Consider the following 12941-nt stretch of genomic DNA (forward strand, 5'->3'; position numbering starts at 1 on the left):
ATCCTATCGTAAATTTTCCCTTATTGGACAAAATAGGTACGGGACTGTGCTCCTTAAAAATAGCACTTTCCTATAAAACGTAAGGGAGTGAAATAGGATGGCTGATACCAATGAGCCTAAACGTGACACGAATGATAGCGGGTCAATAGCATTTAATGTAGGTGCGGTTCCTGGGGATACGATGGCTACTGCTCTTGATCCATTAGGTAGCGTTGCAAGTGCACCTACTGGCCAATCGCTGGAAAACAGGTCTGGAGTAGGTATCGTTGATAACAACAATGATGGTTCAGAAACAAAACAGGAGAAATAAGTTAAGAAGGTTATGGCATGCGGTGGACTTCCAAAATGGGAGTCCATTTATTTTTTTTAAAAATTTTAATTCTAGTATTATTTAACCGATACATCACGAATAGGCAACAATCCATTTGTTGTCATTGTTTTGGCCTAAAAGAACTAAAGTCTATTAACTTATGAATAAGACTAAATAATCATTTTTCCGCAATAACACCCTATTTTACAAACCCTTAACCATTTCCTATCGAACTCTTAACCAATCCTCCTTATAATCAATTTGTAATTCATTATTTTTAAGGAGGAAAATTCATGTCGTTTTTCAGAAAAAAAGTGTTAGCCGCTTCCATGTCAATTAGTCTATTGATGACAGGCATGGTTGGAAGTTCAGTTTCAGCGAATGTACAAAAGGTTCCGCCAGGTCTTGCGAAAAAAGAAAATGTAAAGGTTCAATTGTTGAGCGTAAACGATCTTCACGGCAAAATCAATGTAAGCGAACGGTTCGATAATGACCCGAATACATATGGAAACGCTGCTTACCTTGCAACATATCTTCGTGATCGTGAACAAACGAATGAAAACACGCTAATCGTCCATTCCGGGGACATGGTGGGAGGCAGCCCGCCTGTATCAGCCCTGTTTCAAGATGAGCCTACCGTTGAAGTTATGGAATCCATCGGTTTTGATGTAGGAACGCTTGGAAATCACGAGTTTGATGAAGGTGTGGACGAGCTCCTTCGTTTAACTTACGGTGGATACCATCCGAATGGAACGGCTAATTATGACGGCATCGATTTTCCAATGGTGGCGGCCAACGTTGTGTATAAGGACAGCGGGGAACTTGTACTCCCGCCATACTATATAAAAAATGTTAAGGGCCAGAAGATCGGCTTCATCGGCGTTACGACAACAGAAACACCGAATATGGTCGTTGCAAAAGGTATCACGAATGTTGAATTTACAGACGAAGCAGCAGCAATCAACAAATATGTTCCAGAACTAGCCAAGCGTGGCGTGGAAGCCATTGTCGTCCTGGCACACGTTCCTGGAAGCCAGGCCGGTGAATCGGCAACTGGGGAAATTGCAAAATTGGCCACAGAAATCAATGATAAGGTCGATATTATTATTGCCGCCCACAACCATCAAAAGGTAAATGCCGTAGTGGACAATAAGCTGATTGTTCAAGCGGGGGAATATGGAAAAGCTTTTGCTGATATCGATTTTGAAATTGATCCAGTGACGGGGGATATTGTTAAAAAAGAAGCAGAAATCGTTGATGTCATTCAACAAGGAGTCACACCTGATCCTGAGGTGTCCGCGATTTTGGAAAAATACACAATTGCTATCGCGCCTAAATTGAATGAAGTCATCGGACAAGCAGCAAACTCTATGCAAGGCGGTTATATCACAAAGGAATACTTTGGCGACAATGCCCTGGGAAATCTGATTGCGGATGGAATGAATGCGGCAATGGGAAGCGATTTTGCCATGATGAATGGCGGAGGAATCCGTGCCAGCCTGGATGCAGGCGAGATTACCTGGGAAGAATTGTACAATATCCAGCCATTTGGCAACACATTGGTCACAATTGAAGTCCAAGGATCTGAGATGGATGAAATTGTGAATGCGCAAATTTCTTCTTACGGGCCTGATGCCTCGATTGGCGGTTTCCATTACAAATGGGACAGCACAACCGGCAAAGTGACTGAAATTACCTTGGCTGATGGGACTCCTATTGACCAGAACGCAACGTACACACTGACAGTCAACAATTACATGTACGACCATTACTCTGACAAGTACAAGCTCCGTGCCTACGGCGAAAATCCCGTTCATGGACCGGACGACCTTCAAGCCACAGTTGATTTTGTAAAGAGCTTCACATCTTCAATCAACTACGAAGCAGAAGGGCGCATTATCAATATTTCAGCGGCGCAATAATTAGGAAGTTTAACGAAGAGTTTGCCTTTTTTAAGGCAAGCTCTTTTTGTAATAAAGCGGATGGAATGAATGCGAAAAATGAAGAGAAAATGGTGGGAACGAAACCATATGACTTTCCTTTTTTTGCAAAAACAATGGATTAGCCTGATAAAATGTTCCTCTTTTCATCATAACTGTTTAAATTCCTTAGTACAGGGAAACTAACCCAATGGAAGGAGGAGCAGAAAATCAAAAAGTATGAAAAAAATGAGGAGGAGACATTGTTGAAGTTTGTTAAAAAAATATTTTGTTTGGGCATTTTTGCTTTAAGTTTCGGTTTTGCTATTCAACCAGCAAATGCAGCACAGTTATCATATGGTTCCACGGGGAAGCAGGTCATACATACTCAAACAATATTAAAACAATTGGGTTATTTTAATACGGAGGTTACAGGCTATTATGGCCCCATCACTGAAAATGCAGTGAAAAGGTTCCAACAGGATTTTAACATCGAATCCCTGGGAATTGTAGGGCCAAAAACATCAAAAAAACTTACGGAAATTGAAATGATGGCGCATGTTGTTTACGGTGAGGCACGTGGTGAAAGTTACGAAGGACAGGTTGCTGTGGCAGCTGTCATACTCAACAGATTGCAATCAGAAGAGTTCCCAGATACAATCTCGGGGGTTATTTTCCAAAGGAATGCCTTTACCGCAGTCCAGGACGGACAGTTCTATTTAATTCCTGATTCCTCGGCATACCAGGCAGTCAGGGATTCATTGCTAGGTTGGGATCCGAGCCAAGGTGCTGTTTTTTACTATAACCCTCGTCTTGCTACGGATCAATGGATTTTCTCCCGCCAGGCAATAAAGCAAATTGGGAACCATACATTCGCCATGTAACGATTTATTTCAAAAAGTTTCTATTTAAAAAAGCACAATTAGACTTAAGATAACTCGGCGTAAAGCCGAGTTTTTTTATTTGGTAGAAAGTGATTTGCCAAAACTGTTTTTATCATTGCCATGTTTGGGCACAAGGCAATGCACTATCCGCTTGTTTTTTCATAGAATACTTCGGGCAAACTCAGAACCGTCCCCAATTAGCACCCATTTATCAATATCCGAACTATTAAAATACTAGAATAAATAGTAATATTCAGAAAAAATAGTTGACAAGAGCAACCAATAATATTTAATATAAGAACAAGTTGTTTTAAGCAACTAAATTTTTTGTCTGATAAAGGATTGAAGCGGATGGATGAAAAAATTCAGAGGATTAAAAGATTCAATCGTTTTTATCTAAATGTTGTCGGGCTGTACTCGCAGTATACCGATGGCAGCCCTTATTCAATGTCGGAGGCCATGATCCTATTCGATATTAATCAAACGGAAAAATGTACAGCTTCTCAGTTAACGGAATCCTTCAAATTCGATAAAGGGTATGTGAGTAGAATCATTAATAAACTTAGTGACCAAGGTCTTATTAGGAGAGTATCCTCGAGCAATGACAAGCGAATGAAATATCTGCATATCACTGAGCAGGGGGAAAAGGTACTAAGAAATCTATCAAATAATGCCAGTGATAATGTAAGGAAAATGATTGAGAAAATTAGTATGGATGAGCTTGATACGCTGATTGATGCAATGGAAGAAATAGAAAGAATTTTATCAAACAAAGGGGAATGAAGTAATGCTTAAGAAAAATGGAATAGTTGCACTTCTTTTAGTTGTCGTAATGGTTTTATCAGCTTGTACCGCAGGAACCAATGCTGATAATAAGTCATCTGATTCAGGTTCAGGCGGTGGCAGTAAAGGGCCGCTTATCATCGGCTTTGAAGCGGACGCTTCGACTTTATTAGCAAACCACGATGTAAACTACACAACAGACACTTTAATTCGTAACATCTATGACCCGATCATCGACCGAGACGGAAAAACAGGTGAATTTGTTCCTGTTTTAGCGGAAGAGTGGAAGAATGTAGACGAAAAAACATGGACCCTGAAGCTGAAAGAGGGGGTTAAATTTCATAACGGTGCAGATTTTAATGCGGATGCAGTAAAATTCAGCATTGATTATATTCTTGATGAGGCGAACGGCTCGTATTACCGCTCAAGGTGGGCGAGTATCGAAGAGGTTGTCGTCCTATCGGATTATGAGGTGGAAATCCGTACAGCCGTGCCCTTCCCAAGTTTAATTCAGCGCATTGCGGAGGACTTGCTCATAATGGAGCCGGGTTATGTGAAGGAAGTAGGTATTGAGAAAGCAGCACGTGAACCGGTTGGAACTGGCGCCTATACATTTGTTGAATGGTCAAGGGATAACCACTTGAAATTAAAGGCAAATAAAGACTATTGGCAAGGAAAGCCAGCGGTCGAAGAAGTGGAATTCAGGATTATCCCTGAATTTAGTGCCAGAATGTCTGCGTTCATGAGTGGTGAGATTCATCTCTTTAAGAATATCCCAGTAGACTCGGTTGCTCAGTTTGATAAAAACCAAATAGGGGAAGTTCCTTCTTCCCGCATTAACTATTTAGCACTCTCTAATTTGGTCGACGGCCCATTAAAGGATGTAAAGGTTAGACAAGCCATTAATTACGCAATAGATGCAGATGAACTCCTTGAAGCAGTATTAAATGGCTACGGCACAAGAATAACAGGCCCGCTATCAAAATTAAATGCCGACTATGCTGAAACGAAAGACTATGGGTATGATCCTGACCGTGCGGTTCAGTTAATCAAGGAGGCTGGGGTTGATCCGAAGGAATTATCATTAACCCTTGATACACCAAGCGGCCGTTATCCTATGGATTCACATGTCGCGCAGGCAATTGCCTCCCAATTACAGAAGGTCGGGATAAAAGTAAATGTTCAAGTAAATGAGTGGGGTAAGCATTTGGAAAAGATTCAAAAAAGGGAGACTGGCGATATGTACATGCTTGGCTGGGGGCCAGCTTTTGATGCACAGTCAACCATTGAGAATCTCTTCACACAAAATGCGCCGTACAGCAGTTTCTATCAGGAAGATATTGAAAAGAAAATCATGGAAACAAACCAATTGTTTGATCAAAAAGAGCGTCAAACAGGGTATGCAGAGATTCAACAGTTATTAGTGGACCAGGCAGCATGGGTTCCGCTATGGCAACAAGCCGACCTTTACGCTATTAGCACTTCTTTGAAATTCTCACCGCGAATTGATGAGAAAATGAATGTATTTGAGATGTCCTGGAAGTAGAGTAAGAGATTCATCGCTTCCAGCAGCTTGCACCAAAGAAGGGAGGCATAAGACCTCTCTTCTTTTATTCGAAAGCATAAGGGAGGAGTTGCTTATGTTAGATTTTGTTGCCAAAAGATTACTGCAAGTTATTCTTGTGGTCATTCTAGCCCTTACAGTTGTTTTCTTTTTGATTCGTCTTTCAGGAGATCCAACAACTCTTTTCCTGCCTCCCGATGCGCCGAGGGAGCAAATTGAAGAATATCGGGAATTATTAGGATTTAATCGCCCGTTGGTTGTTCAATATGGGGAGTTCATGTTTAACGCGGTTCAAGGTGACTTTGGAAAATCGTTAAGAAGTGGCGAGGACGCACTGGGGCTAGTTTTGCAAAGAATGCCTGCAACGTTTCAGTTAGCCTTTGCAGCATTATTTCTCTCCATTCTCATCGCTATTCCTTTAGGAGTTTTATCGGCCTATAAGCGAAACACGTTATTTGATAAGGCAAGTGTTGCCCTGACTGTGATTGGCCAGGCAATTCCCAACTTCTGGTTTGGCTTAATCCTGATTTTTATTTTTGCGGCTCAGCTCAAAATACTCCCGTCAAGTGGGGGTGGTTCTTTTGCCCATATGGTTCTCCCGGTCATTACATTAGCTCTATATAGTATATCGAGGTTTGTCCGGTTTACGAGATCAGCCATGCTGGATGTCTTAAACAAAGACTATATCCGCACTTCTAAAGCCGCGGGCGCGCCAACCATGAGCTTGATTATGAAATATGCCTTAAAGAACTCGCTAATTCCAATCATTACGTTAGTTGCACTTGACCTCGGTGTTTTATTAGGAGGAGCCGTGATTACGGAGGCGGTCTTTTCTTGGCCGGGTGTTGGAAGGTTATTACATCAGTCACTTATGAACCGGGATTTCCCAATCGTTTTGGCAGGAGTTTTTATCATTGCCATTATTTATTCCGTCATTAATTTTATTGCAGACGTTTTATATGCGTATGTAAACCCTCAAATTCGAGTGAAGTAGGTGAGGATGTGGAAACGGGTACCATTTCTGCTGCTAAGAAGCCACTGAACATGAACGTGAAGAAAAAATCAAAGCTGAAAGTTATGTTCCGAAAGCTGACCCGGAGTTGGACAGGGACGCTCGGTTTCTGTCTCATTATCCTATTGATTGTCCTAAGCTTATTTGGGGAGTGGATTGCTCCATTTGATCCGATGGATGCTCAATTAAGGGATAAGTTATTACCCCCGATGACGGAAGGCCATCTATTAGGCACGGATCAATTAGGCAGGGATATATTCTCACGGATCATCGTGGGTGCGAGGGTTTCTGTGATCATCGGTTTGGCAACGGCCTTATTGGCGGGGCTGATCGGTACCGTTATCGGGGTAATCGCCGGCTACTATAGGGGTTGGGTCGATGCTGTCCTAATGAGGATTGTCGATGTTCAGCTGAGCTTCCCTTTTATATTGTTGGTTCTCGTCATCAATGCGGTGTTAGGCGCTGGGCTTCGAAACATCGTTATTTCTTTAGCCCTGGCAGGTTGGGTCATTTTTGCAAGGGTGATTCGAAGCGAGGTCCTGGCTTTAAGGGAGAAGGAATTTATTACAGCTGCGATCGCCACTGGGGTTCCTAAATTCGAAATATTGGTTAGGCATATCTTACCCAATATCTTTACACCAATTATTATTCTGGCTTCTCTGCAAATCGGCACCTATATTATCGCGGAAGCCTCCGTTAGTTTTTTAGGTTTTGGCGTTCAGCCGCCGGCACCAGCGTGGGGGAATATGCTGAATGAAGGAAAGGATTATATTTTCAGCTCATGGTGGTTAATCACTTTCCCTGGTATTGCTATTATTCTAACAACACTTGGAGTCAACCTATTCGGTGATTGGTTGAGAGATACACTCGACCCTGAACTTAAAGGGGAATGATCGGAGGGAAAAAAGATGGCTGAGGTACTTCTTGAAATCAAAGACCTTGGAATCCAATTTAAAACAGGGGAAGGGACCGTCCAACCGATTCGAGGGGTTAATTTCACCTTGAAAAAGGGGGAAACGCTTGGTGTTGTTGGTGAGTCTGGAAGTGGGAAAAGTGTGACCTCACTGGCTGTTATGGGGCTGCTTCCAGAACAGAACAGTAAAATTGTTTCCGGAAGCATTCATTTTAACAATCAGGATCTCACTCATTTAAGTGAGCGGGAGTATAGAAAGCTCCGCGGGAATGAAATGTCGATGATATTCCAGGAACCAATGACCTCTCTCAACCCTGTGTTTACAATCGGTGAACTGTTAAGCGAGCCGCTTAAACAGCATAAAAAAATGTCAAAGAAGGAAAGAAAAGAAGCAATCATTCAGGTTTTAAAACAAGTAGGGATTCCAAGAGCCGAACAGATTATAAATGAATACCCTCATCAATTATCCGGCGGGATGAGACAACGTGTCATGATTTCCTTAGCTCTTTTATGCGAGCCGAAATTATTGATTTGTGATGAGCCCACAACGGCGTTGGACGTTACGATCCAAGCGCAAATACTGGAGCTTATGAAGCAGATTAAAAACGAAAAAAATATGAGTCTCTTATTTATTACGCATGATTTGGGTGTCGTGGCGGAGATGTGTGATCGTGTGGTTGTTATGTATGCCGGGGAGATTGTTGAAGTAGCGGAAATTAACGAATTGTTTGATACTCCACTCCATCCCTATACGAAGGGCTTGATTGATTCTCTTCCTTCGAATAATGACAGAAAAAGCACGCTTTATTCTATAAAAGGACAAGTACCAAGGCCAGAAGAGATTGGTGAAGGGTGTGCTTTTGCAAATCGTTGTCCTTATGCGTTTCAAAAGTGCATTGAGAAAACGCCGCCCACTTTTTCAAAAGGGGGCCATTTGAGTAAATGCTGGCTTCAGGAGTCTGAACGGCAGGTGGTTATCCAATGACAGAAACACCCCTTTTAGAAGTGAAAAATTTAAAGAAATACTATGAAATATCCCGTGGCCTTTTTAAGCCCAAGCTCATCGTGAAGGCCGTGGATGATGTTAGTTTTTCCATTAAAAAAGGAGAAACCTTTGCCTTGGTAGGTGAGTCTGGATGCGGGAAGTCGACTACAGGAAAAACCATTTTAAGATTAACAGACGCAACATCCGGTGAAGTCCGCTATAAAGGGGAGGACCTTATGTCTTTACCCTATGAAAAAATGCGGTCACTTCGAAGAGAAATACAAATGGTTTTTCAAGATCCGTATGCATCTTTAAATCCAAAGATGACGGTGAAGGAAATCTTACTGGAGCCATTGCGTGTCCATAAGAAATATTCGGCTGAGGAACGGTTACAGAAAATCATTAAGATTTTAGAAATAGTCGGTCTCTCCGAGGCACATCTTGATCGATACCCCAATGAATTTTCAGGCGGGCAAAGGCAGCGAATTGGGATTGCCAGAGCGGTTATCTTAAACCCGGACTTTATTGTCGCTGATGAACCCGTTTCGGCGCTTGATGTTTCCGTTCAATCTCAGGTCATTAATTTGATGCTCGAGCTTCAAAAGGAATTCGGGTTGACGTATTTATTTATCTCCCACGATTTAAGTGTCGTTGAGCACATGACAGATCGGGTTGCCGTTATGTATCTTGGCAAAATTGTTGAATTAGCTGATACGGAGGAACTGTTTGAAAATCCGAAGCATCCTTATACACAGGCGTTAATTTCAGCTGTTCCCGTCTCGCACCCAAAAGAAGTGAAAGAGCGAATTGTCTTGACAGGAGATGTACCGAATCCTGCAAATCCACCTTCCGGGTGTACGTTCCATACAAGATGCCCTTTTGCAATGGAGAAGTGTAAGTCGGTCGCACCGGCACTTACTGAAGTGGCTGAAGGCCATGTGACAAGCTGCCATTTATATATCAATAACGAGGAGGAAACAACGAATGCTCTTATCCATTCCTAAACATGAATTTAAAGAAAGACAGCAGAAATTTATCAATATTTACAAGGAAAAAGGCTGTGAGGCTGCGGTTCTATTTTCGGTCACCGACATCTTCTACTTAACAGGATTTCATTTTTATCCAACTGAGAGACCGATCGGCATCATTATTGATCCGAAAGACAAAGTTCATTTATTTGTACCTGCGTTAGAGCATGAGCACGCAGAAGAGTACAGTGTCGTTGATTTCGTCCATTCGTATCCGGAATATCCAGGCATCAAACATCCTATGGAGTATTTTAAGGAAACGCTTAAAGAATTCGATTTTGAAAATAAAAATATTGGGTATGACGCCCTGGGGTATAGCTCCTCTCAGGGCTATCGGGGACCTTCCATTGATCAATTAATTGATGTAAAACAATTTATTTCGCTGCATGCCGTAGTAGAAGAAATGAGATTTATTAAAAGTCCAAATGAAATTGAATTGATTAAAGAGTCTTGCCGCTGGGGTAACTTGGTTCATCGATTACTGCAAAAATATACAAAAAGCGGTCTGAGCGAAATCGAGATTACGAGTAGAGCATCTATGGAAGCAACGAAGGCGATGATTGATACATTAGGGCCGGATTATAAACCTCATGGCAGTACAGCATACGCGATGTTTCGCGGACAAATCGGTCCTGAATCTGCTTTCCCGCATGCCGTTACTCAGAATATTGTTTTGAAAAAAGGGGACACGCTCGTAACGGGAGCCGCGTCCAGTGTGTTTGGTTATACAAGTGAGCTGGAACGAGTCATGTTTGTCGAAGAATATTCGAAAGAGCAGGAGAAATATTTCAACTATATGTACGAAGCACAGGAAGTAGCGTTTAAGGCCATTCGTCCCGGAAGAAAGTATTCCGATGTCGAGAAGGATGTTCAAGCCTACTTTAAGGAAAATAACCTGACCGAATTAACAAAACACCATACGGGCCACAACATTGGATTATTGGGCCATGAGGCGCCATTCTTTGACTTAGGTGATCATACGATCATCGAACCTGGAATGGTCGTGACTGTGGAACCTGGGATATACGTAAAAGGACTCGGTGGTTTCAGGCATTCTGATACACTTCTCGTAACAGAAGATGGAATCGAAATGCTAACCTATTACCCTCGAGATCTCGAATCGTTAATTTGTTATTAATAGTCTTGTTTTTGAGAAGCACTTGATTCGAATCAGGTGCTTCTTTCACAAATACTCATTGCTTTTTTCGAATTTTTACATAAAATGATTGAGGTGACCGGGATGAAATTATTTATTTCAGCTGATATTGAAGGAATTGCGGGTGTTAGCACGATTCAACAGCTTGTCAATAACGGGGAATATCAGCGCTTTAGAAAGCTGATGACAGAGGAAGTCAACGCTGCCGTCCGGGGTGCTTTTCATGGTGGAGCATCAGAAGTTGTAGTGGCGGATGGCCATGGGAATATGTCAAACATCCTCATTGAAGAATTGGACCCACGTGCCCGGCTCGTTTCTGGCAATAATCGAGTCATGTGCCAATTGGAAGGCCTGGATGAGACTTTTGATGGAATCATTTTCATCGGGCATCACGGAAGGGAAAGTGATTCTAATGCAGTTATCTCCCATACGCTTGCTGGTGTATGTGTGAAAGAAATGAAAATCAACGGTAAAATTATTGGGGAAACAGAAATGAATGCCATGGTGGCCGGTGCTTTTGGTGTTCCAGCCATCTTTATCAGCGGTGATGACTTGTATGTGTCGGAAGTAAAAGAAACTTTGCCAGAAGTCGAAAGCGTTGTGACAAAAATAGCCCGCGACCGCCTTGCTGCCGAACTCATCCATCCTAAGGTAGTGAATGAGCAGATTGAGGCAGGGGTAAGTATAGCCGTGCAAAATATCTCATCTTTTAAACCACTTGATACAAAGGATTTGAAAACAACTTTTGAGATAGAATTCAAAGGCCCGCAGCAGGCAAGTATGACATCCACGCTTCCAACGGTGGAGCTTACGTCTCCAACAAGCATTACATTCACATGCGATGATATGGTAACGGCCTATAAGCATATGTGGGGATGTGTCATCATTGCGATGGCTGCAACAAATGGAGTGCTTGGCCATGCGAATAAATAATATAACAAATAAATTCCTCCCATTAAATTGTATTTCAAGAGGAATTATTGCCAGCCTTCTAGAAATAAAGAATCTAGGAAAGGATTTGTAAAGCTAAAGGTGCGAGTTAGTTGAATAAGAAAACATGACAGTTATTTGTATAAGACATATACTACGAAGTAAAGAGGAGCAATTTGAATTGCTCCCCCAATGAGATATTAAAATGACTAAGGATTTGGGTCCGGATTTAGTCATTTTATTTTCACATTACTGTTGGTAGGACTGATTATTAATATTCTGTCCTGAAGACTGTTGCTGATATTGTTGCTGCAATTGTTTCTGGGACTGATCTATTTGTTGAGAAATTTGGTTTAGCATATTAATGGATTGAAGTGACTGTTCAACACTGGCTAATGTTTGAGTTGCTTGATGGATTGATTGTTGTAATTGTTGAAATGTCTTTTGTTGTTGTTGCTGAGCTTGTGAACTAAATTGTTGCATCTGTTTTAGCAAATCGTTAGATTGTTGTTGGTCCTGTACATTTGAAGAGCTACCAACATTTTGTCGGCTTGAATCAAGTTGACCTAATGAATGTTGTATTGATTGCAATTGATTTCTTAAAGGTGCTAATTCATCTGCGATTTCTTCATGGACCTTTGCTGCTGCAACTCTCTCAATTTTTGCTGTCGATGATTCTGTATTACCCTTTTCTTTAATAACCTTGGTTTCTTTTTCCATTGCGAATTCCTCCTTGAGTTGATTTGTTATAAAAGATTTTGGTTTGCTAGCATCAGCAGGAGCCATAGCCGGTTTATTTCCATTTCTTACTCCGTAAATTACAGCTATAACAACAGCCATAAGCAAAATGAGGAGGAAGAATAACATTCCATTAATGGTAATGCACCTCCATTTGTATCTACAGGTCATCGCCTGATAGACAAATATATTTTTATCAAGGAGAATGCATTTTATTTCAGTTATTATTTGCCAATTGTAAAATTTGAGAAAATATTTTAATTCCTAGTTCGTGTATGATATGTAACAAAGTTCAAGGTGCTTGTTCAAGATCATATATAAAACAAATGACGTTAAGTGGTTTTGGGTTTCCCTATTATTTTTGATAGCAAAATTGCCGGTTAAAATGTACCATAATTTGAATACTTACATAAATTTCCATTAGTTTATAAATTAAGTACAAATTCTATAACGAAAAAATTAAAGTTTATTCAAATAAACACGTATAGATCAATAAAAACAGACCATCAAATTCAACTACATTTGGATGGTCTATTTGCCTTACATCATTTAATTTGGTGACAGGTAACAGAACCCATTTTGATCGGGTTCCTTTTTTATTTCGGAGGAATTGATTTGCTAGAACTGAAATTGAGGATTACCATGTTTGAGTGCTTCAATTAAATTTAGGCTGATCTTTTTTCTGAATACATCGGAAACTCAAAACCGTCCCCAATCAG

The 12941-nt window shown here is 41.2% G+C and carries 12 protein-coding genes; 11 read left to right on the forward strand and 1 reads right to left on the reverse strand.

Annotated elements, in window-relative coordinates; all coding sequences use genetic code 11:
* Positions 1 to 97 precede the first annotated feature (97 nt).
* From D1B31_RS02215 to D1B31_RS02265, 11 genes are all read left to right on the forward strand, one after another.
* A complete protein-coding gene (locus D1B31_RS02215; RefSeq protein WP_118919102.1) occupies positions 98 to 310 on the forward strand; it encodes a hypothetical protein in 213 nt (70 codons plus the stop codon).
* A gap of 293 nt (positions 311 to 603) precedes the next feature.
* Positions 604 to 2232, forward strand: coding sequence for a bifunctional metallophosphatase/5'-nucleotidase (locus D1B31_RS02220; RefSeq protein ID WP_118919103.1), 1629 nt, complete (start codon positions 604 to 606; stop codon positions 2230 to 2232).
* A 290-nt stretch (positions 2233 to 2522) separates the two neighbouring features.
* A complete protein-coding gene (locus D1B31_RS02225; protein WP_275670691.1) occupies positions 2523 to 3113 on the forward strand; it encodes a cell wall hydrolase in 591 nt (196 codons plus the stop codon).
* A 351-nt stretch (positions 3114 to 3464) separates the two neighbouring features.
* Positions 3465 to 3896, forward strand: coding sequence for a MarR family winged helix-turn-helix transcriptional regulator (locus tag D1B31_RS02230; RefSeq protein WP_118919105.1), 432 nt, complete (start codon positions 3465 to 3467; stop codon positions 3894 to 3896).
* 4 nt (positions 3897 to 3900) lie between these two features.
* Complete coding sequence (locus D1B31_RS02235) at positions 3901 to 5442, forward strand: ABC transporter substrate-binding protein (protein ID WP_118919106.1); 1542 nt, start codon at positions 3901 to 3903, stop codon at positions 5440 to 5442.
* A gap of 94 nt (positions 5443 to 5536) precedes the next feature.
* Positions 5537 to 6454 (forward strand): ABC transporter permease, encoded by a 918-nt coding sequence (locus D1B31_RS02240; protein ID WP_158587409.1) that lies wholly within the window; start codon positions 5537 to 5539, stop codon positions 6452 to 6454.
* Between the two features lie 50 nt (positions 6455 to 6504).
* Positions 6505 to 7365, forward strand: coding sequence for an ABC transporter permease (locus D1B31_RS02245; protein WP_118919221.1), 861 nt, complete (start codon positions 6505 to 6507; stop codon positions 7363 to 7365).
* Between the two features lie 15 nt (positions 7366 to 7380).
* Positions 7381 to 8370 carry an ABC transporter ATP-binding protein gene (locus tag D1B31_RS02250; protein ID WP_118919108.1) on the forward strand — a complete coding sequence of 330 codons (990 nt, stop codon included), beginning with the start codon at positions 7381 to 7383 and terminating at the stop codon, positions 8368 to 8370.
* Entirely contained in the window at positions 8367 to 9374 is a 1008-nt protein-coding gene (locus D1B31_RS02255; RefSeq protein WP_118919109.1) for an ABC transporter ATP-binding protein, read from the forward strand. The genes D1B31_RS02250 and D1B31_RS02255 overlap by 4 nt, the downstream gene beginning before the upstream one ends.
* Positions 9355 to 10536, forward strand: a complete 1182-nt coding sequence (locus D1B31_RS02260; RefSeq protein WP_118919110.1) for a M24 family metallopeptidase — start codon at positions 9355 to 9357, stop codon at positions 10534 to 10536. The genes D1B31_RS02255 and D1B31_RS02260 overlap by 20 nt, the downstream gene beginning before the upstream one ends.
* A gap of 102 nt (positions 10537 to 10638) precedes the next feature.
* Positions 10639 to 11487 (forward strand): M55 family metallopeptidase, encoded by an 849-nt coding sequence (locus tag D1B31_RS02265; RefSeq protein WP_118919111.1) that lies wholly within the window; start codon positions 10639 to 10641, stop codon positions 11485 to 11487.
* Between the two features lie 246 nt (positions 11488 to 11733).
* Here the strand turns inward: D1B31_RS02265 and D1B31_RS02270 are convergent, their stop codons facing one another.
* Positions 11734 to 12324: a hypothetical protein gene (locus D1B31_RS02270; protein ID WP_158587410.1), complete on the reverse strand. Its 591-nt coding sequence runs from the start codon at positions 12322 to 12324 to the stop codon at positions 11734 to 11736.
* Positions 12325 to 12941 lie beyond the last annotated feature (617 nt).

The organism is Neobacillus notoginsengisoli, from assembly GCF_003515685.1.
Taxonomy (GTDB): Bacteria; Bacillota; Bacilli; order Bacillales; family Cytobacillaceae; genus Bacillus_D; species Bacillus_D notoginsengisoli.

Bases quoted from the DNA above. Each gene is read 5' to 3' on its own strand.
- D1B31_RS02240 (WP_158587409.1), top strand. From the start codon at position 5,537: ATGTTAGATTTTGTTGCCAAAAGATTACTGCAAGTTATTCTTGTGGTC.
- D1B31_RS02215 (WP_118919102.1), top strand. From the start codon at position 98: ATGGCTGATACCAATGAGCCTAAACGTGACACGAATGATAGCGGGTCA.
- D1B31_RS02250 (WP_118919108.1), top strand. From the start codon at position 7,381: ATGGCTGAGGTACTTCTTGAAATCAAAGACCTTGGAATCCAATTTAAA.
- D1B31_RS02260 (WP_118919110.1), top strand. From the start codon at position 9,355: ATGCTCTTATCCATTCCTAAACATGAATTTAAAGAAAGACAGCAGAAA.
- D1B31_RS02265 (WP_118919111.1), top strand. From the start codon at position 10,639: ATGAAATTATTTATTTCAGCTGATATTGAAGGAATTGCGGGTGTTAGC.
- D1B31_RS02220 (WP_118919103.1), top strand. From the start codon at position 604: ATGTCGTTTTTCAGAAAAAAAGTGTTAGCCGCTTCCATGTCAATTAGT.
- D1B31_RS02245 (WP_118919221.1), top strand. From the start codon at position 6,505: ATGAACGTGAAGAAAAAATCAAAGCTGAAAGTTATGTTCCGAAAGCTG.
- D1B31_RS02255 (WP_118919109.1), top strand. From the start codon at position 8,367: ATGACAGAAACACCCCTTTTAGAAGTGAAAAATTTAAAGAAATACTAT.
- D1B31_RS02270 (WP_158587410.1), bottom strand. From the start codon at position 12,324: ATGGCTGTTGTTATAGCTGTAATTTACGGAGTAAGAAATGGAAATAAA.
- D1B31_RS02230 (WP_118919105.1), top strand. From the start codon at position 3,465: ATGGATGAAAAAATTCAGAGGATTAAAAGATTCAATCGTTTTTATCTA.
- D1B31_RS02235 (WP_118919106.1), top strand. From the start codon at position 3,901: ATGCTTAAGAAAAATGGAATAGTTGCACTTCTTTTAGTTGTCGTAATG.